Genomic DNA, 22,080 nt, shown 5'->3' on the forward strand with positions numbered 1-22,080 from the left:
CGCTAGTGCCTGCTGAGCTAGCGCCTGCCCGCGTTCAGCGCCAGTTCCAGCTCGAAGCGCGCCACCGGGTCCTCCAGCGCGTCGCCGAACAGCTCCCGCAGCTGTACCGCGCGGTACCCCACGGTCTGCGGGTGGATCCCGAGCTCCGCGGCCACCGGGCCCCGCTGGCCCCAATGCCGGAGCCAGGACAGCAGCGTCTCGGCCAGCCGTTCGCGCTGCGCGGGACGGAGTCCCTCCAGCGGCGCCAGACGCCGGCTGGCCAGCTCGGCGATGGCCGACGGTTCGGCGCCCAGCACCACTGCGGCCAGGTGCTCGTCCGCCCAGATTGGTGGATCCTCCGGGCCGTCGCGGTGCGGCAGGACCGACGCGGCCAGCACGGCCAGACGCAGTGAGTCGGGCACCTTTTCCCAGCCCCCGGCCGGCCCCACCGCGGCACCGCGGCCGCGCAGCGCGTTGTCCACGTCCCGCCGCGCGGCCGCCGAACGGGGCGCGGGGACCAGCACGACGGCGTCGGTCTCCCGTTCGATCACCAGGGTCCCGGGGCCCAGCCGCAGTCGCAGGCCCGCCGCCCGGTCCAGCGGCAGCGTCACCACGCACATCCGCCGCGGCAGCGCCCAGTCGGCCATCGCGGCGGTCTGGCGGAGGGCCGCCTCGTCCGCCTGGCCGAGCAGCAGCAGGTCCAGCAGTTCAGTCCGGCGGCGGTCCACCGCGCCCGCCCGCTCCGACTGTTCGAACGCGTAGGCCTCGGCGCTGACGGCGGACAGCTCGTCGATGTAGGCCAAAATCGATTCGCCCAGGTCCACCACCACGTTCTGGCCCAAGTGCTGCTCCATCGAGACCTTGGACATCTCCCGGAACGTCACCCGGGCGCCCATCCGGTAGGCGCTCAGCAGCGCGTCCATGCTCCTGCCCTGGCGGAATTCGCCGCTGCCAAGCCCTGCCACCAGCTCCCGGCTTTCCTCCGAGAGAGCCGGCAGCGCCGTGCCGGGCAGCTGCAGGAAGCGGTCCAGGGCCGCGGCCACCCCGCGCCTCAGCCCCCGGCCGAAGCGGCCCTCGATGGGACGGGCGTAGGCCGGCACCAGTTGCGGCACCGCGTCGATGATGGCCTCCACGATGCCCGGCATCCGGGGCCGGAGCACGTCGCTGACCTCCGTGGGCAGGGCCAGCCAGGGCGGGTCATAGGCGGGGTAGCCGGTGCCGGAGGTGGGTGCCGCATCCATGGTGGACTCCAAAAACTGTTGTGGAGAGATAGTTTCTACATCTCGATCGTATGCCCTGGGTGAAGAATTATGACTCCTGCCGACATACACTTGATAAATGATCCGGCTCCGTAAGCTGGCGCGCGCCGCATCTCTGCTGACCACCCCGCTAGCCCCAGAAGACATTCTGTCGCTATTCAACCCCGTGTTTTCCGCCCGCCAACTGCGCGGCGTGGTCACCAGGGTGGTCCCGGAAACGGCCGACTCCGCCACCATCTTTTTCCATCCCGGCCGCGGCTGGCAGGCGCACCGCGCCGGTCAGTGGGCCCGCATCGGCGTCGAACTCAACGGCGTCCGCCAGTGGCGTTCCTACTCGCTCAGCGCACCCGCAGGCGAGGATCCCGCCATCACGGTCACGGACATGGGCGCCGTCTCCGGCGCGCTGGTCCGCAACACCAAGCCCGGTGACGTACTGTTCCTGGCTCCGCCGCAGGGCCACTTCGTCCTCCCCGAGCACCCGCGGCCCCTGCTGATGCTCACCGCCGGCAGCGGCATCACCCCGGTGATGTCCATGATCCGCACGCTGGTCCCGCACCGGCCCGATGCCGACGTCGTCCTCATCCACACCGCCCGGACCCGGGAGGACTCGATCTTCCTGGAGGAGCTCGCCGAGCTAGCCGACCAGTTCCCCAATTTCACGGTGACCCACTGGTTCACCGGCGAACGTGGCCGGGCGGACTTCAGCTCCAGCACCGAGCTGGACCGGCTGTGCCCGGACTGGCGGGACCGGGCCGCCTACGCCTGCGGTCCGGAGGGGTTCCTTGACGATGCCGAATCGCTCTGGGCGATCGAATCGGGCACCAACGAGCCCGGAACCGACCTCACGATTGAACGCTTCAGCACCAACCTGGGCGGCGGCGAGGGGCATGACGGCGGCCTGGTCACCTTCGAGGCCTCCGACCGTGAGGTCGAGGCCGACGGCGCCACGCCGTTGCTCGACGTCGGTGAGGACGCCGGCGTGCTGATGCCCAGCGGTTGCCGCATGGGCATCTGCCACAGCTGCCTGACCCCGCTCCGGGCCGGCCAGGTCCGTGACCTTCGCAGCGGCGAGGTGCACGGCGAGCCCGGCCAACTTATCCAGACGTGTGTCTCGGCAGCCGCCGGGCCCGTGAACCTCGACCTCTGAGGAGAGCCACCCTATGACCACGCTTGCAGAAAAGCCCACCGTCGACGGCGAAGCCGCCGCTCCGGCAGCCGCCGTCGCCAAGCCCCGCAAGGGCGCCCTGGCCGAAACCGGCAGCCCGCTGGTCCGGCCGCCGGCCGCCGCCCACCTCTCCGACGAACAGGTCGCGGAACTCGGCCGCGAGCTGGATGCCATCCGGGACGCGGTGCTGGCCAAGCGCGGCGCCGAGGACGCCGCGTACATCCGCCGGATGATCAAGATCCAGCGCGGGCTCGAGATCTCCGGCCGAGCGGCCTTGCTGGTGAGCAAGAACAAGGCGGCATGGGCCACCGGCACCACCCTGCTGAGCCTCGCCAAGATCCTCGAGAACATGGAACTGGGCCACAACATCCTGCACGGCCAGTGGGACTGGATGCGCGATCCGGACATCCACTCCACCACTTGGGAATGGGATTTCGTCACCCCGTCCCGGTCCTGGCAGCACACCCATAACGACCTCCACCACCGCTGGACCAACGTGGTCGGCAAGGACAACGACATCGGATACAACCTGCTCCGGATGGATCCGCAGCAGGAATGGAAGCCCTTCAACCTGGGCAACCCGGTCTACAACGCCCTGCTGGCCCCGGTCTTCGAATGGGGCATCGCCGTCTACGATCTGGAGCTCGTGGAATACCGCGAGGGCAAGAAGAGTAAGGAGGCCCTGGTCAAGGACCTGAAGGCCCTCGGCATCAAGGCGGTCAAGCAGTTCACCAAGGACTACGCCGCAACTCCCGCCGTCGCCATGCTCAGCGGCTCCGGCAAGCAGGCCCTCTACGGCACCCTGGCCGCCAATGCCATCCGCAACGTCTGGGCCCACGCGGTGATCTTCTGCGGACACTTCCCGGACGGCACGGACACCTTCACGGAGGAAATGGTCGACGGCGAGACCCGCGGCGACTGGTACGTGCGCCAGATGATCGGCTCGGCCAACATCTCCGGCTCACCGTTCATGCACCTGATGACCGGCAACCTCTCGCACCAGATCGAGCACCACCTCTTCCCGGACCTGCCGTCCAACCGGTACGCCGAGGTTGCGCCCAAGGTCAGGGACATCTGCCGCCGGTACAACCTGCCCTACAACACCGGCCCCATGTGGAAGCAGGTCGGCTCCACCTGGGCCAAGATCTTTAAGCTCGCCCTGCCGCCGAAGAAGGCCTAGCAGCTTCGTAGTTCCCGTTTGACCCGAAAAGGGGCGCCCGCCATTCCGGCGGACGCCCCTTTTCGTGTCTGTTCGGCCTAGCGCACCTGGGCCGGGTTGAGGGTCAGGCGCCGCAGCCACTGGGCGTTCAGCGCAACCACCACCGTCGAGGCGGACATCAGGATGGCGCCGGCGGCGGGGGAGAGGACGAACCCGGCGAAGGCGAGGACTCCGGCGGCGAGGGGCACGGCGAGGACGTTGTAGCCGGTGGCCCAGATGAGGTTCTGCCACATCTTCCGGTAGCTCGCCCGGGACAGGTCCACCATGGACAGCACCGCCCGGGGATCGTTGCCGGCCAGCACCACCCCGGCGGATTCCACCGCCACGTCCGTGCCGCCGCCGATCGCGATGCCCACCTCGGCCCGGGCCAGGGCGGGGGAGTCGTTCACGCCGTCGCCCACCATGGCCACCTTCAATCCCCGGGCCTGCAGTTCGGCAACCTTCTTGTCCTTGTCCGCCGGCAGGACCTCGGCGAAGACCTCATCGATGCCGAGTTCTTCCGCCACGGCATCCGCCACCTGCCGGGCATCGCCGGTGATCATTGCCACCCTGATGCCGCGGCGCTGCAGGGCCTCGACCGCCTGCCGGGATTCCTCCCGCACGGCGTCCTCGAGGCCGACTGCGCCCAGCACCCGGTCGCCCTCCACCAGGTGCAGGACGGCCGCGCCGCGGCGGACCCACCCGGAGGTGGCTGCCGCCAGGTCCGCGGGCTCCGCCAGGCCCAGTTCCTTCAGCAGCGCCGGTCCGCCGACGTGGAGCCGGCGGCCGCCGACGTCGGCCCGGACGCCGCGGCCGGTCAGGGAGGTGAAGTCCCTGGCCGCCGGAACATCGAGCCCGCGTCCGCGGGCGGCGGTGACGATTGCACGGGCCACCGGGTGCTCGCTGTCGGCCTCCACCGCGGCCGCCAACGCCAGGACCTCGTCCCGGTCCGAACCCTCCGCAGCGGCCACATCCCGGACTTCCGGGGCGCCCTTGGTGAGCGTTCCGGTCTTGTCGAAGAGGACCACGTCGACGGTGCGCATCCGCTCCAGGGCCATCCGGTTTTTAATCAGGACGCCGGCACGCGCGGCCCGCTCCGTGGAGATGGCGATCACCAGCGGGATGGCCAGGCCCAGGGCGTGCGGGCAGGCGATGACCAGGACGGTGACGGTGCGTTCGACGGCGTCGGCCAGGCTGCCCAGCAGCGTCCAGGCGATGAAGGTCACGACGCCGGCGCCTGCGGCGAAGTAGAACAGGAACGCCGCCGCCCGGTCCGCGAGGGCCTGGGCCTTCGAGGAGGAGGACTGCGCCTCGGCCACCAGCCGCTGAATCCCCGCCAGTGCGGTGTCCTCGCCGGTGGCCGAGACCCTTACCCGGACGCTGTTGTCCGTCGCGATGGTCCCGGCCACGACGGCGTCACCGGGGGAGCGCAGGACGGTGCGGGACTCGCCGGTGATCATCGATTCGTCGAACTCGGCCTGGCCTTCCGTCACCTCGCCGTCGGCGGGCATCCGGCCGCCGGGGCGGACCAGGATCGTGTCCCCTTCGGCCAGGTCGGAGACCTTCACCGTCTCGGTGCCGCCGTCCGTGACCCGTTCCGCCTCGTCGGGCAGCAGGGCGGCCAGGGCATCGAGGGCCCCCTGCGCCGAGCCCAGGGCGCGCATTTCGATCCAGTGGCCCAGCAGCATGATGACCACCAGGAGCGCCAGCTCCCACCAGAAATCGAGGTCGAAGCCGCCGAGGCCCAGGCTGGTCGCCCAGGACGCGAGGAAGGCGACCGTAATGGCCATAGCGATCAGGAGCATCATGCCGGGCTTGCGGGACTTCAGCTCGCTGACGCCGCCCTTGAGGAACGGCTGGCCGCCGTACAGGAAGACCACCGTGCCCAGCACCGGCGGAATCCAGGCGGAGCCGGGAAACTGCGGGGGTTCGTAGCCCAGCAGGTGGCCGAACATCGGGCTGAACAGGACCACGGGGACGGACAGAACCAGGTTCAGCCAGAACTTGTTCCGGAACATCGCCACGCTGTGCCCGGCATGCTGGCCGTGCTGGTGGACGGCATGGTCGTCATCCAGGGGCGGGTGCTGGCCGTGATGGGCGGCGTCCCCGGCCGGCATCCCGGCATGGCCGTGTACGCCGTGGCCTCGGGCACTGTCGTGCTGGTCCGGGTGGGGGTGCTGGCTCCGGAGCTGGTCCGTGTGGCCGCCGTGCTGGTGTTCCATGGTGCTGCCTCCTGAAAACTCATCGGCATCGTGCACCACTCAACATACCCCTAGGGGGTATGCATGGCAAGGGCCTCACGGCCGGGCGCCCATCGTCCGGCAGTTGCCGGGGGCTGTGCAGCGCCGGAGAGGCTTAGGCGATCAGCAGGCTCAGTGCCTCCGTCAGGTGGCCCACCTCGCGGACCGAGAAACTCTCCGGGACCGGACCGTGCCCGGCCGGGCTCGCGGGAACCACGGCGTGGGTGAAGCCCAGCCGGTGCGCCTCCTGGATCCGCTGGTTGATCCCGGGGACGGGCCGGACCTCGCCGGCCAGGCCCACCTCGCCGAAGGCGATCAGCCGTTGCGGCAGCGGCTTCCTGGCCTTGGCGCTCGCCACCGCCAGGGCGACGGCGAGGTCAGTGGCGGGCTCGCTGAGCTTCACCCCGCCCACCGTCGCCACGTAGGAGTCATCCTTGTGCAGCTGGCAGCCGGCACGTTGCTGCAGCACCGCCAGCAGCATAGCGACCCTTGAGCTGTCCAGGCCGCTGGTGGCGCGGCGGGGCTGGGCGTTGGCGCTCTCTGCCAGCAGCGACTGCACCTCCGCCAGCAGCGGCCGGCGGCCCTCAAGGGTGACCGTGATGCAGGTGCCGGACACCGGATCCTTGGTGCGGGAGACGAACAGCCCGCTCGGATCGGCCAGCCCGGTGATGCCGTCCTCGTTCAGGTCGAAGCACCCGACGTCGTCCGTGGGCCCATAGCGGTTCTTGACCGCCCGCAGCAGCCGGAGCCGGGAGTGCCGCTCACCCTCGAACTGACAGACCACGTCCACCAGGTGCTCCAGGAGCCGGGGCCCGGCGATGGAGCCGTCCTTGGTCACGTGGCCCACCAGCAGGGTGGTCATGTTGCGGCGCTTCGCCGCCGCGATCAGGGACGCGGCCACCTCGCGGACCTGGGAGACGCCGCCGGCGCTGCCGTCGACGTCGGCGCTGCTGAGCGTCTGCACCGAGTCCACCACCAGCAGCCTCGGCTCGAGTTTTTCCACCTGGCCCAGCGCCTGGCCCAGGTCGGTCTCCGCGGAGAGGTACAGCGACTCGGCGACGGCGTCGATCCGGTCCGCGCGCAGCTTCACCTGGGCGGCGGACTCCTCGCCGGTGACGTAGAGAACGTCCTGGGCGGTCCGGGCGAACTTGGCCGCGACGTCCAGCAGCAGGGTGGACTTGCCGACGCCGGGTTCACCGGCGAGCAGGATCACGGCGCCGGGAACCAGCCCGCCGCCGAGCACCCGGTCCAGTTCGTCCACGCCGGTGGGCAGGAAGGCGGCGGTGGTGGCGTCGACGTCGGCGATCCGGCGGGCCGGTTCCAGCACGGTGGTGGCGGCGGTGGTCCGCGCCACCGCGGCGCCGGTTTCCTCCACGGTGCCCCACGCCTGGCACTCACCGCAGCGGCCCACCCACTTGGCAGTGGTCCAGCCGCATTCCGCGCATTTATAGCCCGGCGCCTTGGCGGCCCGGGAAGTCTTTGTAGCCATTGCTCCACCCTAACCTCGGGCACCGACAGGCTAGAGCGCAGGCAGGATGTCCCGGGCCTCGTCCGAGTTCACGCCGGAGGCCTCCAGCAGGTCCACCATCAGCGGACGGAAGAGCATCACCACGGTCTCGCCCTCCAGCCGCTGCACGTCCAGCAGGCGCGGGTGCAACCGGCCGGCGATCTCGCTGAGCTCCACCCGGGCGGTGCGCAGGTGGGCGCGGCGGACGCCGTCGTGCACCTCCGCCAGGCCCAGCCCCAGCTCGTCGATCGCCGCCGCCGTTTCCATCAGCACCTCGGCGATGTTCTCGGTGGCGTCGTCGGAGAGCGCGGCGTGGTTGATGGCGCTGGTCAGGCGGCGGGCGAAGACGCGGCTGTTGCGCAGGGCAAGGTCGATGTAGTCCAGCGACTGGGACAGCTGGTCCAGTTCGTCGCGGTAGCGCCGGTAGGCGGGCGCCAGGGTGGCCACCTCGCCGGAGGAGCGCAGGCTCTGCCGCATCGCATCCACCAGCGGCTGGCAGTTCCGGCCGCGGATCAGCGCGTGCCAGGCCTGGGTGGCGTCGCTGCGGGTCAGCGCCTCCGAGCATTCCCGGAGCACCTCGGCGAGTTCGTGCAGCAGCTTCTTGACGTCGTTGCGCGGTTCGCGGCGCGGGTCCCGTGGGATCAGGAACGTCACGAGCAGCGCGCAGACCCCGCCTACGACGGCGTCGATGCTGCGGGTGAACGGACCGCCGGCCGGGGCCGGAAGCAGCACCACCAGCAGCGACTGCAGGCCCAGCTGCGTGGTGAAAATCGTTCCGCTGTCCAGGAACCGCGCCAGTAGAATCGAGAAGAGAAGCACGACGGCGGCCTGCCAGATTCCCGCGCCCAGCCAATGCAGCAGCAGGTCACCCACCACAATGCCGATGGTGCAGCCCAGGCCCACCTCCACGACGCGGCGCAGCCGCGGATCACGGGAGAAGCCCAGGGCGATCAGGGAGGAGGTGGCGGCAAACAGCGGCCCCGTGTGGCCCAGGACGTACTCGGCGAAGGCGTAGGCCCCCACGGCGCACGCGGTCATCTGGACCGCCGGCAGCAACGAGTTCCGGCTCCGGACGAAGCCGGTACGAATCCGCCCACGCAGGAACCGTGCGCTTGCGGAAATCCCTGTAGCGGCGGCCATGGGGTCCAGTCTATTTGCTGGCCCCGCTGCCCGCTCCGCGTGGCGCGGCTCTTACGACCGGTCCGCCCGCAACGCAACCATCAACGGTCGAAATCGCTGCAGATGTCAGCCGATGGCCGGGATTCGTTAACCCGCCGTTCACTTTGGACCCCAATTCTCTTCACTTGGGGCACTTAGCGTCGGTAAAGGTACAAAACGTACCCACCGTCTTTTCTGTACGGACGTCTCCGGTCCGGCACGCATCTGTTTATCCCTGGAAGGGGTACATCTAGTGAAGGCATCACGCTTCGGCCGCAACGCGGCCATCGCTGTTATCGCAGCCGGCGCCCTGGCGCTCACCGCTTGCGGCTCCGACAACGCGACCAACTCCACCGCGGGCACCCCGGCCGCCTCCGGCCCCAAGGTCACCGGCACGCTGACCGGCATCGGTTCCTCCGCGCAGGGTGCGGCCATGGACGTGTGGAAGACCAACTTCGCCTCCGCCAACCAGGGCGCCCAGGTGCAGTACTCCCCGGACGGCTCCGGCGCGGGCCGCAAGGCCATCCTCGACGGCTCGGCCCAGTTCGCCGGCTCCGACGCGTACCTCAAGGATGACGAGTACGCCTCCTCCAAGGCCAAGTGCGGCCCCGACGGCGCCCTGAACATCCCGGTCTACATCTCCCCGATCGCCGTGGCTTTTAACCTGCCCGACGTCAAGGACCTGAAGCTGGACGCCGCCACCGTCGCCAAGATCTTCCGCGGCCAGATCGCCAAGTGGAACGACCCGGCCATCGCCGCCCTGAATCCGGACGCCAAGCTCCCGGACCTCAAGGTCACCCCGGTCAACCGCTCCGATGACTCCGGCACCACGCAGAACTTCACGGACTACCTGTCCGCCGCCGCGTCCGACGTCTGGACCGACAAGTCCTCCGGCGTCTGGCCCGCATCGCTCAAGGGTGAGAACGCCAAGGGCACCTCCGGCGTCGTCAAGACCGTCACCGACACCCCCGGTGCCGTGACCTACGCCGACGACTCCGCCGTCAGCGGCAAGCTGGGCGTTGCCCAGATCAAGGTGGGCAACGGCTTCACCACGATCTCCGCCGACGCCGCCGCCAAGGCCGTCGACGCCGGCAAGCCGGTCGAGGGCCGCGCCGCCAACGACCTCTCCATCAAGCTGGACCGCAAGACCACCATCGACGGTGCCTACCCGATCGTCCTGGTCTCCTTCCACGTCGTCTGCAGCACCTACGACAGCAAGGAAACCGCGGACCTGGTCAAGGCCTTCGAGAATTACGTCGTCTCCGACGCCGGCCAGAAGGCTGCCGCCGAGTCCGCGAAGTCCGCACCGCTGTCCAAGGCACTGCAGGACAAGGCCGCGAAGTCGATCGAATCGATCAAGGCAAAGTCCTAGGGGATCCCTTTCCCCGCAAGGCATAGTGGAAACACCAGCCTGAGCCAGGTTCCCTGTCCCGGCCGGGCGGTCATTGACCGCCTGACCGGGGCAGGGAACCTAGCCGTTTGTCCGCCGTACCCCAGATTGACCGCCGCGCAACGGGCGTGACCCGTCCGCCGCGCAGCGCAGATCGAAGCTGAAGGATCGTGAAGTGACCACCACCTCCCTGACCACGTCCCGGGGCGCAGGCCGCGCCGGTGACAAAGTCTTCTCCGCAGCCACCCTGGCCGCCGGGTGCCTGATCCTTGCCGTCCTCTTCGGCGTGGCGCTCTTCCTGGTGATCCAGGCCGTCCCGGCGCTCGTCGCCCCGCCGGACAAGATCCAGGGCGGAGCGGGCTTCTTCGCCTACATCTGGCCGATCGTGATCGGTACCCTGATCGCCGCCGTGATCGCCCTCGTCATCGCCACCCCCGTGGCGATCGGCGTCGCGCTCTTCATCTCGCACTTCGCCCCCCGCCGGCTCGCCTCGGGCCTGGGCTACGTGATCGACCTGCTCGCCGCCATCCCCTCGGTGGTCTACGGCGCCTGGGGCGCGGCCTTCCTGGCCCGCGAAATCTCCCCGGCCTACGGCTGGCTCGCCTCCAACCTCGGCTGGCTGCCGATCTTCCAGGGCCCGGCGTCGGCCACCGGCAAGACCATCCTGACCGCGGGAATCGTCCTGGCCGTCATGGTGCTGCCCATCATCACCTCGCTCTCGCGCGAAATCTTCCTGCAGACCCCCAAGCTGCACGAGGAGGCCGCGCTGGCCCTGGGCGCCACCCGCTGGGAGATGATCCGGATGGCGGTACTGCCGTTCGGCCGCCCCGGCATCATCAGCGCCATCATGCTGGGCCTGGGCCGCGCGCTCGGAGAGACCATGGCCGTGGCCCTGGTGCTCTCCTCCGGCGCCCTGACCGCCAGCCTGATCCAGTCCGGCAACCAGACCATCGCCGCCGAGATCGCCCTGAACTTCCCGGAGGCCAGCGGCCTGAAGGTCAGCACCCTGATCGCGGCCGGCCTGGTCCTGTTCATCATCACCCTCGGCGTGAACATGCTCGCCCGGTGGATCATCACCCGGCACAAAGAATTCTCGGGAGCCAACTAAATGACTGCCACCCTGACCCCCGTCAAGAAGCGCTCGGCCCTGACCAAGGGCCAGCTGCCCAAGGCCGCGCCGTACATCGTCCTGGCCCTCGCCCTGATCCTCGGCGCCGCCATCCTGGCCCTGATCGGCTTCAACCCCTTCGGCTGGGGAATCGTCTCGGCCATCCTCTTCACCGCGGGCCTGGTCGGCTGGAGCGCCGCCGTCGAGGGCTCCCGCCGGGCCAAGGACAAGCTGGCTACCTGCCTGGTGGTGGGCGCGTTCCTGATCTCCCTGCTTCCCCTGGTCTCCGTGATCTGGACCGTGCTGGTCAAGGGCCTTCCCGGCCTGCTGGATCCCGGGTTCCTCGGCACCTCCATGAACGGGGTGACCGGCGCGTTCGACAACAAGAGCGTCGAGAACGGCGCCCCCGTGGTCGGCGGCATCTACCACGCCCTCATCGGCACCGTGCAAATTACCCTGCTGGCCACGGTCATCTCCGTGCCGGTGGGCCTGCTGACCTCGATCTACCTGGTTGAATACGGCGATGACCGCCCACTGGCCCGCGCCATTACCTTCTTCGTCGACGTGATGACCGGCATCCCCTCGATCGTGGCCGGTCTCTTTGCCGCGGCGTTCTTCTTCGCCGTCGCCGGCCCGGGTACCAAGACCGGCGCCGTCGCCGCCGTCGCCCTCTCCGTGCTGATGATCCCGGTGGTGGTCCGCTCCAGCGAGGAAATGCTGAAGATCGTCCCGAATGAACTGCGCGAGGCGTCCTACGCCCTGGGCGTGCGGAAGTGGCGCACCATCCTCAAGGTGGTCATTCCGACGGCGATCTCCGGTATCGCCTCCGGCGTCACCCTCGCGATCGCCCGCGTGATCGGCGAGACCGCCCCCATCCTGGTCACCGCCGGCTTCGCCACCTCGATCAACAACAACGTCTTCGGCGGCTGGATGGCCTCGCTCCCGACGTTCATTTACACCCAGATCCTGAACCCGACCTCGCCGTCGAACCCGGGACCGTCGGACCAGCGCGCCTGGGGCGCGGCCCTGGTCCTGATCATCCTGGTGATGCTGCTCAACCTCGCCGCCCGCCTGGTGGCCCGCATCTTCGCCCCGAAAGTCGGCCGCTAGGCCCGCGCCGGCTCCGGACCCTCAATCTCTCCCAGTGAAGGAACAGCATGTCTAAGCGCATCGACGTCAAAGACCTCAACGTCTACTACAGCAAATTCCTGGCCGTCGAGGACGTCAACATCAACATCGACGCCAAGTCCGTCACGGCCTTCATCGGCCCGTCCGGCTGCGGCAAGTCCACCTTCCTGCGCACCCTGAACCGGATGCACGAGGTGATCCCGGGCGCCCGCGTGGAGGGCGAGGTGCTGCTCGACGGCGACAACCTCTACGGCCCGGGCGTGGACCCGGTGACGGTCCGCTCGCAGATCGGCATGGTCTTCCAGCGGCCCAACCCGTTCCCCACCATGTCCATCCGCGACAACGTGCTGGCGGGCGTGAAGCTGAACAACAAGAAGATCTCCAAGGGCGACGCCGACGCGCTGGTGGAGCGCTCGCTGCGCGGCGCGAACCTCTGGAACGAGGTCAAGGACCGCCTGGCCAAGCCCGGCTCCGGCCTCTCCGGCGGCCAGCAGCAGCGCCTCTGCATCGCCCGCGCGATCGCCGTGGAACCGCAGGTCATCCTGATGGACGAGCCCTGCTCCGCGCTGGACCCGATCTCCACCCTCGCCATCGAGGACCTCATCAACGAACTCAAGGATGAGTACACCGTGGTGATCGTGACCCACAACATGCAGCAGGCCGCCCGCGTCTCGGACAAGACGGCGTTCTTCAACATCGCCGGCACCGGCAAGCCGGGCAAGCTGATCGAGTACGGGGACACCCACACCATCTTCAGCAACCCCACCGTGAAAGCCACCGAGGACTACGTCTCCGGCCGCTTCGGATAAAGCCGGGGGGCTGTTCCGCCTTTGCCTTGCACTACAGGTTTGAGAGCGGCGAGAGTGCCAGCTCCAGCACGAAGGCCACGGCGGCGGTCACCAGCGGCGTGAGCGTCCAGAACGCCAGGATCCGCAGCACCAGCCGCCGGTTCGTGGCGGCGTAGCCTTGGTTCGCCCCGGCACCGAGCACCGCCGCGGTGACGGTGTGCGTGGTGGACACCGGCCAGTGCAGCCCGATCGCGCCCACCAGCAGGATCAGGCTGCTGTAGAGCTGGGCCACGGACCCGCGCAGCGGATCGATCCGGACCAGGCGGTGGCCCAGGGTATAGGAAATCCGCCACCCGCCCGCCAGCGTCCCGGCGGTCAGCATCGCGGCGGTCAGCAGGGCCACCCACACCGGTATGGACCCGCCGTCGGCCAGGCCCGCCGCGATCATCGCCAGGATCAGCACGGCGCTGGTACGCTGCCCGTCCTGCAGCCCGTGGCCGAACGCGACGGCGCCCGCGGCCACGGCTTGGGCGCGCCGGGCGCGGCTGTTGACGACGCCTGGGGGCGTGTAGCGCGCGGCCCACGTGGCCGGCCAGACCAGCAGGTATGACCCGGCGAAGGCGATGGCGGGGGAGATCAGCAGCGGCAGCACCACCTGTACCATCAGCGACTGGTCCACTCCCAGCACCGAATGTCCGCCCACCGCCACGCTGGCGAGGCCGGCGCCGGCAAGGCCGCCGACCAGCGCATGCGTGGACGACGACGGGATGCCCCGCCACCAGTTGTAGACGCCCCACAGCACCGCGCTGAGCAGTCCGGCCATCAGGATGGTCAGGCCGTTGCCGCCGGCCGGCAGCACCACCCAGGTACGGCTGACCTCCAGGGCCATGGCCGCGCTGAGCGCCGCCCCGACGAAGTTGAACAGCCCGGCCAGCAGGACCGCAATAGTCGGCGTCAAGGCACGGTTGCGGACGGCCAGCGCCACCGAGGAGGAGGCGTCCCGGAAACCGTTCAAGAAGGCGAAGGCCGCGGCGAACAGCACCACCGCGGCGAAGAAAAACAGGGACACGTCAGGATTCCTTGACGATGATGCTGCCTACCTGGGTGGCGATCCGGCGCATGTCCTTCGTGACATCAACCAGCTGGTCGGCGATGTCCCGGTTGCGGGCGTATTGGGCGGACTTCATGTCCTTGAGCATGTCCGCCACCCAGACCCGGTGCGTGCGCTCGGCCCGCTTGGTCAGGCGCAGCACCTCGATCCAGTAGTCCTCCAGCTCGTCCAGGTTGTTCAGCTGGCGCATCGCCTCGACGGTCAGTTCCGCCTGCCGGCTAATGATTTCCAGCTGGTCCGCGGCGCGGCGGGGCAGCCGGTCCAGCTTGTAGAGGAAGACCAGGTCCGCGGCGGCGTCGAGCTTCTCCATCGCCTCGTTCAGGTAGCGGGAGAGGGCGTACATGTCGTCGCGGGGTACCGGGTTGAGGAAGCTGCTGCGCATGTGGGTCAGCAGCGCGAAGTGCAGCTCGGCCGCCTTCGCCTCGTGGTTGTGCATGTCCTCGACCAGGCGGGAGTGTTCGGCCGCGGGCGCACCGAGGATCTCCGAGAGCGTGCCGGTGGCCAGCAGGATCTGCCGGGCCATCTGGGACAGGAGGTTCAGTCCCGCAGGTTCCTGGGGAAAAAGTCGCAGCTTCACGTGGGGTTACCGGTCTCCGAATGAGGCGTACACGGGCGTGGTCCGCCGGCCTTGATTCGAATTGATCGGCCCGCGCATGAAGATCACTTTACCGTCCGGTGGACGGCGGCCCTGCGGGGGCGGAACAGAGGGGGAAGAGTAGATGGTGCCGAGCCGGATACGCCTCTCGGCGGTAGGCCGCTCTAGGCGGCTAATTGTTGAAGCCCGGGGGTTTCGCAGCTCGGCACCGATTTTAGTTTTCTACGCCCGACGGACCAAGTCAAGATTGACACCGGGGCCCCGGCGGGCGTATCCGGACCCCGCCACGGCCGGTCCGGTGGGTCTCTAGTCGAGCTCGCCGAGGCGCCACGCGTTGGCCGCGTGCTCCAGGTCCTCCGCGGTTTTGACCAGCAGGTGCGAGTTCCGCGTGAGCTTGGTGGCGTGCCCGGCGTTGCTGTGCTCGGCGCCGTCGGCGAGGGTGGCCTGCCCCAGGGCAACTACCCGGCAAAACGCCGCGGACCGTTCCAGCGCGACGTCGAACTCGCCGTCGAAGGCCCCGGAGAGGATTGCATCCGCCATGGTGCGCATCTCCTCGGCGCCCGGCGGCTCGGCGGCACCGGCGACGGCGTGGGACACCTGCGCGGTGTCCTTGCCGGCCCGGAAGTACACCGAGATCCGCTCCGGATCCTGCACCGTCGCGGCGCGCAGGGCATACAAGCGCCACAGGGCGCCGGGCAGGGACCGGGCCGGGCTCTCGGCCCACATCTCGGCGATCGCCTCCAGGCCCTGTTCGTCGGCGAGCTTCACCAGGCGTTTGGTGACCTTGGGGTCGTCACTGTCGCGGCCGCGGCGGACCAGCGCCTGGGCGGCCAGGTGGGCCGCCTCTGACACGCGGGCCGGATCGGCGCCGCCGGCGAACGGCTCGAAGTCGATCGGCGCGAAGGGCTTCGGCTTGTGGTGACGGACGGGGCCGGGATTGCCGGTACCTGCTTGCTCGCTCATGCCACCACGCTACTCCTGTGCCATCGGGGAATCGAGCGTCCGGCGGGGCCCGGCAGCCCGAACCGGGAAGGTGCCCGGAACCGGTCCGGGGCGCCCGCGCCGCCGCGGGATCGGCCCGTTACGGCGCGTCGGCGGTGAAAAGCGCGGCGTGGTCTGCGGTACAGTGTTAACGTCCAGAAATGGATGGCGCTGCCACTGCGCCCGGAGCCGGTTTCTGCCGCGTTTCCCGTGCAGCGGCCGCTTGAGGGGGCCTTTAGCTCAGTTGGTAGAGCATCGGACTTTTAATCCGTGGGTCGTGGGTTCGATCCCCACAGGGCCCACTCTTTTAGCGAAGAGTGGAAATTCCCCCGGCATCCTGGCGACAGGACGCCGGGGGTTTTTTTGCGTCCCGCACCCGACAGGCCACGTTAGGAAGCCTGTCTAGTTATCAGCTCGGCTAGGATTGATCTATGGACTCCCATGTAACGGCAGACTCAGGCTACTGGTACGGCTTGGAGGGGCAGGTTGATGCCCCCACCGCCGTGCTGCAGGCGCTCCGCGGCTACCGCTCCGCCGAGGTCGCCACCCGGCGTTCCACCAGGGACTCCATGGGCATGGGCGAGACCGACCTGCTGGCGCTGCGCTACCTGCTCCGCGCCCAGTCCTCCGGAGAGCGGGTGGGGCCCAAGGACCTCAGCCGCATGCTGGGAATCACGACGGCGTCCACCACCTCCCTGATCGACCGGCTGGTGCTCAGCGGGCATGTCCGCCGCGAGCCGCACCCCACCGACCGGCGCTCCCTGGTGATCGTCCCGACGACGGAGACCGACACCGAGGTCCGGGAAACCCTGGGGCAGATGCACCGCCGGATGCTCGAGGTTGCCGAGGGCCTCACGCCCGACGAGAGCCGCGTGATCGTGTCCTTCCTGCGCAAGATGACCGAGGCCCTGGACGAGCACACCGCCAGCCACTGACTAGAGCAAAGTTCCGGGCCTCAAAACTAGCTAGTTCAGCTAGCGATATGTATGCTTATCAATGTGTTGGATAACCTATCGCGCAAAAATGATGAGTCGCGGCTGCTGACCATCGACCACGGCTTCGGGCCCGAGGCGGGCTCCCTGGATGTGGAGCTGGAAAACCAGGCCCAGACCGCGGACCGGACCTCCGCTGCCATCCGCGCCCTGGCCCCCAGCCACTGCGGCACCCCAATGCAGTGGGAGGCCCCGGCGCTCGCCACCATGGCCGACTACTCCTATGAGCCCGACGGCGGGCCGGCCTCGCTGCCGCCGGTCTGGCGCTGCTCCTGCGGCTTCCAAGTCGACGGCATCCTCCACCCCTCCAACGCACTGGCCTCCCTTTCGTGAGCGCCGTTCCGGTCACCGAGGCCCTCCTCCCGGCAGCCGAGCTGCCCGGCCTCGACGCCAGCCTGCTGGCCCTCCCCAACGAACCCCAGGGCCGCTTTCTGGTCCACGAGCGGCTGGGCCGCGGCGCAACGTCCACGGTCTACCGCGGCAGCGACCTCGCCACCGGCCGGCCGGTCGCCATCAAGGTTGCCGAGGGGCCGGCCGAAAAGGACGCCTCCCGGATCCTCGACGAGGCACGGGTCCTCGCCTCCCTGGACCACCCCGCCGTCGTCCGCTTCGTTGCGGCCGGCACCGTCCCCGAGGGCGACCGGTGGGCCGGCCGGCCTTACCTGGTGGAGGAATATGCCAGCGGCGGAAGCCTGAGCGACCGCATCCACCAGGGCGCCACCGAGCCCGCCAACGTCGCGTCGTGGGCCGCCGATGCCCTCGCCGGCCTCGACCACGTCCACGGCAGGGGCCTGGTCCACCGGGACATCAAACCCGCCAACATCCTCGTTAGCCAGCTGCGGCGCAGCTCGGTACGGCTGGCCGACTTCGGCATCGCCGTGACGGCCGGCACCACCCCCGAGGCCGGCATGTCCTCCGGTACGGTGCACTACATGAGCCCGGAGCAGGCCAAGGAACAGCCGCTCCACCCCGCCACCGACATCTACGCCCTGGGCCTGGTGCTCCTCGAGTGCCTCACGGGGGAGAAGGCCTACCCGGGGACCCCGGTGGAGTCGCTCGTGGCCCGCACCCTCCGCAGCCCCGCGATCCCCGCAACGCTGGGCAACGGCTGGACCAGCCTGCTGAAGTCGATGACGGCCATGAACCCCGCGGACCGGCCCAGCGCCGCCGCCGCCCGCAAGAAAGTCCTCCGGCTGGTACCGGCACGCCCGCAGCCGTCCCTCCGGGTGGTGGGCTGACCCCGACCGCGCCGCTAGCATGAAGTTCCCTACCCGCGGCGGACGGAACGGCCCATGCAGCACACCGGTACCCGGCGGCAGGACATTATCCGGCGGCTCCGCAGCGCCGGCTGTGTCTTCGCCGAAGAAGAAGCTGACCTGCTGCTGGGCGCTGCCGCCGACGCGGAACAACTCGAAAACCTCGTGGACCGCCGCGTCTCCGGCCTACCGCTGGAACACCTGCTGGGCTGGGCGGACTTCTGCGGGCTGAGAATCGCCGTGGATCCCGGGGTCTTCGTCCCCCGCCGCCGCACGGAATACCTCGTCCGGCGTGGGGCGACGCTGCTGCGGGAGCTCGACGCCGGTCCCGGGCGGCCGCCCGTGGTGGTGGACCTGTGTTGCGGCTCCGGAGCGGTGGGGGCGGCGCTGGTCGCGGCCGCCGGCCCGCTGGAGATGCACGCCGCGGACCTTGACCCTGCCGCCGTCGCCTGCGCGCGGCGTAACCTCAGCGCACCCGGCGCCGCTGCCCACACCGGCGACCTGTTCGAAGCCCTGCCCGAGGAGCTGCGGGGCCGCGTGGACCTGCTGGCGGTGAACGCGCCGTACGTGCCCACGGATGCCATTGCCGCGATGCCCCCGGAGGCCAGGCTCCACGAACCCCGGATCTCGCTCGACGGGGGAGCGGACGGCCTCGCGTTGCACCGGCGCATTGCCGCCGGCGCCGCGGAGTGGCTAACCCCGGGCGGCTGGCTCCTGATCGAAACCAGCCGGAGCCAGGCCCGCGCCACCCGTTCCATCCTGACGGACAACGGCTTCGCCGCTTGGATCCGCACCTCCGCCGCGCTCGACGCCACGTTAGTGGAAAGCCGACTGCCGCCCGGAGCGTAACTCCGGGCGGCAGTCGAGGCCTCTCCGAAACCGCAGCGAAAACCGCTAGCTGCGGCCTAGTTCGGCGTGACGTGCTTCGGCGCCTCGTCGGTGCCGAGGTTCGGGGTGCCCACGTGGGTGCTGTGCGCCGGGATTGCGCCCGTGGGTTCTGCCGTGGCGGTGTCCTCACGAGAGGCGGCGTCGGCTGCGTTCGTGGCGCCGTCGTCCGCTGAGCCGTCGTGGTGGACCTTGGAGGTGATGACCGTTCCGGCGCGGCGGGCCGCCTCGGCCAGCTGGCCCGATACTTCCGGGGCCTTGTCCTTGACCGCTTCAGCGGCCGCGGAGACGCCGTCCTGCACCGGCTTGCTTTGCCAGAGTTCCGACGCGCGGGTCTTCAGCTTCTCGTACGCGGCGCGGCCCGAGCGGGACCCCAGGATGTAGCCGGCGGCAAGGCCTGTGCCGAAAACAAGTTTGTTCTTCATACTGCGCTCCTAATCCGTGCTGATTGGTGGATATTCGCGGTGGTTTTACAACCCCCGGTGGATATCCGGGAACAAAAAACCGGCCCCGGGAGTAAATCCCGGAGCCGGTTCCTGGTGCTCCGACTTAGCGGTGCGAACGGCGGGTGATCATGCCGTAGATGAGCAAAACGATGATCGAACCAACGATCGCCAGCAGCCAAGTGGTCAGCGAGAAGAAGTCCTGCAGACCGGTGCCGAAGATTGCGCTGCCGATGAAGCCGCCCAAGAGGGCGCCAACAACGCCGAGGACCATCGTGATGACCCATCCGCCGCCCTGACGGCCCGGCAGGATGGCCTTGGCGATTGCGCCGGCGATGAGACCCAGAATCAGAAATCCGAGAATACCCATTTGCTGTCCTTCGCTTTCTGTTGAGGAGACACCCGGGTTGCCGGGTGCGCTTCGTCCTTCTGGGTAAATACTAATCATGCTTACTATCAAATTGCCACCCGGGCGGAGGAAATCGCCGCAAGGGAGATGCAATCGTTAGCAGGCGTCCAGCAGAAAGCACGGCAGGACGACGGGTCAGCGCTCCAGCCGGAAGCCGAGTTTGATGGTGACCTGCCAGTCGGCCACCTCGTTGTTTTCCAGGTGTCCGCGGATCTCCTTGACCTCAAACCAGTCCAGGTTGCGCAGGGTCTTGGCGGCCTCGGCGATGCCGTTACGGACGGCCGCATCGACGCCCTCCGTCGAGGTGCCGACTATTTCGGAAATGCTGTAGGTGTGGTTGGACATCTTCGCTCCTCGGGATCGTCGTCGGTCCGTTGACCCGGCCGCGGCGGCCGGGGGCCGTCCCTGCAGGCTAGCGGACCGGACCGCCCCGGACTAGGGGCTGCCGGCGGGGGAAGCGGTCACCCGCAGTACCGGGCCGGGGTCCGGGCGCTTCGGCGCGGCCGGGCTCTCGGGCGGGTGCGGCCGGAGCCGCTGGGCCATCCACGGAAACAGATAGTGCGTCGCCCAGGACAGGTCCTCGGTGCGGGTCTGGCGCCAGCCGGGCGCGGGCAGCGGCTTGGGTCGCAGCGGCACCAAGGTGTGCGGAACCTGCAGGGTGTCCAGCACCATGCCCGCAATGGTGTGGTGGCCCAGCGGCGAAAAATGCAGCCGGTCCGGGTCCCACATCCGCGGATCGCTGAGTTCCCGCATGGTCCACAGGTCCGCGATCACGCCATGGTGGCGTGCCGCGATGGTCCGAATGTTCTCGTTGAACACCGCCACCTTCCCGCGGATGCGGCCAAAAACGGGCGTGTGGCCCCAGTCGGGGCCGGTGAAGATCACCACGGTCGCCCCCGTGGCGGACAGGGCGGCGACGGCGGCGTCCAAGTCGACGGCGAGACGGTCCGGGTCGCGGCGGTGGAAGACCAGGTCGTTGCCGCCCGCGGAGAGCGTCACCAGATCCGGCTGCAGCGCGATGGCCCGCTCCAACTGCAGGTCGACGATCTCCTGCAGCACCAGGCCGCTGACGGCGAGATTGGCGTAGGAAAAGTCGGCACGGAGGGCGGCGAGCTCCTCCGCAATCCGGTCCGCCCAGCCGCGGATGCCGCCGGGACTGCCCGGTTCAGGGTCCCCCAGGCCGGCGGTGAACGAGTCACCCAGGGATACCAGCCGCTTCCAGTGGCCGCCGCCCGGCGCGTCGTTGCCGAAGGGGAGTGCCGGATCGAGGAATGCTGCCGAGTTCACAAGCTCAGAAATACGCCCGGACCGACGCCGGGGCAAGGTACTTTCGGCCCCCACGGGGAGGATTCCCGATACCTGCCGGGGGTATGCATGATACGGCAGGGGGTATATGATAGACGGTAATCCACCACTTTTCCGGGAGGCTCCCATGGAACTCGATCCCACGGACATGAAGTCCGTCATTAACCGGCTTCGCCGCGCCCAGGGCCAGCTTGCCGCCGTGACCCGCATGCTCGAGGAGGGCCGCGACTGCAAGAGCGTCGTGACCCAGCTCGCGGCCGTCTCCAGCGCCCTCGACAAGGCCGGCTTCTCCATCATCGCCACCGGCCTGCAGCAGTGCATGCAGCAGGAGGACCCCAGCCTGGACCGCGCCGAACTGGAGAAGCTCTTCCTCTCCCTGGCCTAAACAGGCTTGGGGCGCCGATAGCCCGGCCATTGGGCGGCCATCGGGCGGCGTCAGCCCGCCGGGGCCGCCAGCACGTAGGTCCGCAGGTCATCCAGCGTCTGCTGCATGTGGGCGTCCATAGCGTCGCGCGCAAGCCGTGGGTCGCGGGTGGCCAGCGCCGCCGCAATTTTTCCGTGGTGCTCGATCGCATGGGCCTGGATCTCACGCACCTCGGAGGTCTGGGTCCGGCGCCTCTCAAGGACCCGGTGCAACGGCGCGAACAGCACCGCGGCGAAAACATTCTCCGAGGCGCGCAGGATCAGGTCGTGGAAGGCGAGGTCCGCGGCCACGAAGGCCGCGACGTCGTGGTGTTCGTGGGCGGCGCGCATTGACTCCACCTGGCCGCGGAGGGTGTCCAGGTCGGCGTCGCTGATCCGCGAGGCCGCCAGTTCGCAGGCCCCCGATTCCAGCATCCGCCGCAGTTCGATGAGCTGGACCGCCGTGGCGGCGTCGTTGGTGCCCTCCGAGGCCGCGCGCAGCACGGCCTCCAGCGATGCCCAGCGGCTCAGCGGGTTGACGAACGTGCCCCGCCCGCGCTCGACGCTCAGGATGTGCTGGGCCTCCAGGGTCTTGATCGCCTCACGGACGGTCATCCGGCTCACGTCGTGCCGCGCGCTCAGCTCGAGCTCGCCCGGGACCGGGGAGCCGGGCGGGAACTCGCCGGCGATGATGCGGTCCAGCAGCTCGTCGGCCACGACGCCTACCAGCGATTTCCTAGCCAAATCTCCCCGTCCAACGTCATCCACACGCGTGCCCGAC

General features: G+C 69.2%; 24 protein-coding genes and 1 tRNA gene. 13 read left to right on the forward strand and 12 right to left on the reverse strand.

The genetic code is table 11. From position 1 onward, the window contains the following. Positions 1-17: 17 nt before the first annotated feature. On the reverse strand, positions 18-1,220 hold the full coding sequence (locus AB0O44_RS07040) for a helix-turn-helix domain-containing protein (RefSeq protein WP_364135951.1): 1,203 nt from the start codon (positions 1,218-1,220) through the stop codon (positions 18-20). Positions 1,221-1,317: 97 nt separating this feature from the next. Between AB0O44_RS07040 and AB0O44_RS07045 the strand changes: the two genes are divergently transcribed. Beyond that, the gene (locus tag AB0O44_RS07045; RefSeq protein WP_364135953.1) at positions 1,318-2,385 is read left to right on the forward strand and encodes a ferredoxin reductase; all 1,068 of its coding nucleotides are present in this window, start codon (positions 1,318-1,320) and stop codon (positions 2,383-2,385) included. Positions 2,386-2,398: 13 nt separating this feature from the next. Next, the gene (locus tag AB0O44_RS07050; RefSeq protein WP_364135955.1) at positions 2,399-3,583 is read left to right on the forward strand and encodes an acyl-CoA desaturase; all 1,185 of its coding nucleotides are present in this window, start codon (positions 2,399-2,401) and stop codon (positions 3,581-3,583) included. Positions 3,584-3,660: 77 nt separating this feature from the next. On the opposite strand, the gene AB0O44_RS07055 is transcribed toward AB0O44_RS07050, so the two are convergent. Next, the gene (locus AB0O44_RS07055; protein WP_364136675.1) at positions 3,661-5,718 is read right to left on the reverse strand and encodes a heavy metal translocating P-type ATPase; all 2,058 of its coding nucleotides are present in this window, start codon (positions 5,716-5,718) and stop codon (positions 3,661-3,663) included. Here AB0O44_RS07055 and AB0O44_RS07060 point away from each other — a divergent pair. Then, complete coding sequence (locus AB0O44_RS07060) at positions 5,629-5,838, forward strand: hypothetical protein (RefSeq protein ID WP_364136705.1); 210 nt, start codon at positions 5,629-5,631, stop codon at positions 5,836-5,838. The genes AB0O44_RS07055 and AB0O44_RS07060 overlap by 90 nt on opposite strands. Positions 5,839-5,956: 118 nt before the next feature. Here the strand turns inward: AB0O44_RS07060 and radA are convergent, their stop codons facing one another. Further along, positions 5,957-7,330: a DNA repair protein RadA gene (gene radA / locus AB0O44_RS07065; RefSeq protein ID WP_364135958.1), complete on the reverse strand. Its 1,374-nt coding sequence runs from the start codon at positions 7,328-7,330 to the stop codon at positions 5,957-5,959. Positions 7,331-7,360: 30 nt separating this feature from the next. Continuing rightward, on the reverse strand, positions 7,361-8,488 hold the full coding sequence (locus AB0O44_RS07070) for an FUSC family protein (protein ID WP_290256986.1): 1,128 nt from the start codon (positions 8,486-8,488) through the stop codon (positions 7,361-7,363). A gap of 271 nt (positions 8,489-8,759) precedes the next feature. Here AB0O44_RS07070 and pstS point away from each other — a divergent pair, with 271 nt between their 5' ends. The 4 genes from pstS to pstB all read left to right on the forward strand — a co-directional run bounded on the left by pstS (position 8,760) and on the right by pstB (position 12,941). Next, the gene (gene pstS, locus AB0O44_RS07075; RefSeq protein ID WP_364135961.1) at positions 8,760-9,878 is read left to right on the forward strand and encodes a phosphate ABC transporter substrate-binding protein PstS; all 1,119 of its coding nucleotides are present in this window, start codon (positions 8,760-8,762) and stop codon (positions 9,876-9,878) included. Positions 9,879-10,071: 193 nt separating this feature from the next. Then, positions 10,072-11,004 carry a phosphate ABC transporter permease subunit PstC gene (gene pstC / locus AB0O44_RS07080; protein WP_290256984.1) on the forward strand — a complete coding sequence of 311 codons (933 nt, stop codon included), beginning with the start codon at positions 10,072-10,074 and terminating at the stop codon, positions 11,002-11,004. Continuing rightward, positions 11,005-12,114, forward strand: a complete 1,110-nt coding sequence (gene pstA / locus AB0O44_RS07085) for a phosphate ABC transporter permease PstA (protein WP_364135964.1) — start codon at positions 11,005-11,007, stop codon at positions 12,112-12,114. It begins immediately after the preceding gene. Between the two features lie 47 nt (positions 12,115-12,161). Further along, positions 12,162-12,941: a phosphate ABC transporter ATP-binding protein PstB gene (gene pstB / locus AB0O44_RS07090; protein ID WP_290256982.1), complete on the forward strand. Its 780-nt coding sequence runs from the start codon at positions 12,162-12,164 to the stop codon at positions 12,939-12,941. A gap of 31 nt (positions 12,942-12,972) precedes the next feature. Here pstB and AB0O44_RS07095 read toward each other — a convergent pair whose 3' ends face one another. The 3 genes from AB0O44_RS07095 to AB0O44_RS07105 all read right to left on the reverse strand — a co-directional run bounded on the left by AB0O44_RS07095 (position 12,973) and on the right by AB0O44_RS07105 (position 15,589). Continuing rightward, positions 12,973-13,989 (reverse strand): inorganic phosphate transporter, encoded by a 1,017-nt coding sequence (locus AB0O44_RS07095; RefSeq protein ID WP_364135968.1) that lies wholly within the window; start codon positions 13,987-13,989, stop codon positions 12,973-12,975. 1 nt (position 13,990) lies between these two features. Continuing rightward, the gene (locus AB0O44_RS07100; RefSeq protein ID WP_364135971.1) at positions 13,991-14,608 is read right to left on the reverse strand and encodes a nuclease PIN; all 618 of its coding nucleotides are present in this window, start codon (positions 14,606-14,608) and stop codon (positions 13,991-13,993) included. 324 nt (positions 14,609-14,932) lie between these two features. Continuing rightward, positions 14,933-15,589 carry a hypothetical protein gene (locus AB0O44_RS07105; protein WP_290256979.1) on the reverse strand — a complete coding sequence of 219 codons (657 nt, stop codon included), beginning with the start codon at positions 15,587-15,589 and terminating at the stop codon, positions 14,933-14,935. 247 nt (positions 15,590-15,836) lie between these two features. Between AB0O44_RS07105 and AB0O44_RS07110 the strand changes: the two genes are divergently transcribed. From AB0O44_RS07110 to AB0O44_RS07130, 5 genes are all read left to right on the forward strand, one after another. Then, positions 15,837-15,909, forward strand: a tRNA-Lys gene (locus AB0O44_RS07110). 129 nt (positions 15,910-16,038) lie between these two features. Beyond that, positions 16,039-16,542, forward strand: a complete 504-nt coding sequence (locus tag AB0O44_RS07115; protein ID WP_290256978.1) for a MarR family transcriptional regulator — start codon at positions 16,039-16,041, stop codon at positions 16,540-16,542. A gap of 63 nt (positions 16,543-16,605) precedes the next feature. Further along, a complete protein-coding gene (locus AB0O44_RS07120) occupies positions 16,606-16,932 on the forward strand; it encodes a hypothetical protein (protein WP_290256977.1) in 327 nt (108 codons plus the stop codon). Further along, positions 16,929-17,837 carry a serine/threonine-protein kinase gene (locus AB0O44_RS07125; RefSeq protein WP_364135975.1) on the forward strand — a complete coding sequence of 303 codons (909 nt, stop codon included), beginning with the start codon at positions 16,929-16,931 and terminating at the stop codon, positions 17,835-17,837. The genes AB0O44_RS07120 and AB0O44_RS07125 overlap by 4 nt, the downstream gene beginning before the upstream one ends. A gap of 54 nt (positions 17,838-17,891) precedes the next feature. Next, positions 17,892-18,704 (forward strand): putative protein N(5)-glutamine methyltransferase, encoded by an 813-nt coding sequence (locus AB0O44_RS07130; protein WP_364135977.1) that lies wholly within the window; start codon positions 17,892-17,894, stop codon positions 18,702-18,704. Positions 18,705-18,760: 56 nt separating this feature from the next. On the opposite strand, the gene AB0O44_RS07135 is transcribed toward AB0O44_RS07130, so the two are convergent. The 4 genes from AB0O44_RS07135 to AB0O44_RS07150 form a co-directional block, all read right to left on the reverse strand. Continuing rightward, entirely contained in the window at positions 18,761-19,165 is a 405-nt protein-coding gene (locus AB0O44_RS07135; protein ID WP_364135980.1) for a YtxH domain-containing protein, read from the reverse strand. A 124-nt stretch (positions 19,166-19,289) separates the two neighbouring features. After that, positions 19,290-19,553, reverse strand: coding sequence for a GlsB/YeaQ/YmgE family stress response membrane protein (locus AB0O44_RS07140; protein ID WP_290256973.1), 264 nt, complete (start codon positions 19,551-19,553; stop codon positions 19,290-19,292). 174 nt (positions 19,554-19,727) lie between these two features. Next, positions 19,728-19,937: a dodecin gene (locus tag AB0O44_RS07145; protein WP_290256972.1), complete on the reverse strand. Its 210-nt coding sequence runs from the start codon at positions 19,935-19,937 to the stop codon at positions 19,728-19,730. 90 nt (positions 19,938-20,027) lie between these two features. Then, positions 20,028-20,804 carry an SGNH/GDSL hydrolase family protein gene (locus AB0O44_RS07150; RefSeq protein ID WP_290257298.1) on the reverse strand — a complete coding sequence of 259 codons (777 nt, stop codon included), beginning with the start codon at positions 20,802-20,804 and terminating at the stop codon, positions 20,028-20,030. Positions 20,805-21,024: 220 nt separating this feature from the next. Here AB0O44_RS07150 and AB0O44_RS07155 point away from each other — a divergent pair, with 220 nt between their 5' ends. Further along, positions 21,025-21,282 carry a metal-sensitive transcriptional regulator gene (locus tag AB0O44_RS07155; RefSeq protein ID WP_290256971.1) on the forward strand — a complete coding sequence of 86 codons (258 nt, stop codon included), beginning with the start codon at positions 21,025-21,027 and terminating at the stop codon, positions 21,280-21,282. A gap of 50 nt (positions 21,283-21,332) precedes the next feature. On the opposite strand, the gene AB0O44_RS07160 is transcribed toward AB0O44_RS07155, so the two are convergent. Further along, entirely contained in the window at positions 21,333-22,043 is a 711-nt protein-coding gene (locus AB0O44_RS07160; RefSeq protein WP_290256970.1) for a FadR/GntR family transcriptional regulator, read from the reverse strand. Between the last annotated feature and the right edge of the window lie 37 nt (positions 22,044-22,080).

This window comes from Arthrobacter sp. NPDC080082 (genome assembly GCF_040686595.1).
GTDB lineage: Bacteria > Actinomycetota > Actinomycetes > Actinomycetales > Micrococcaceae > Arthrobacter.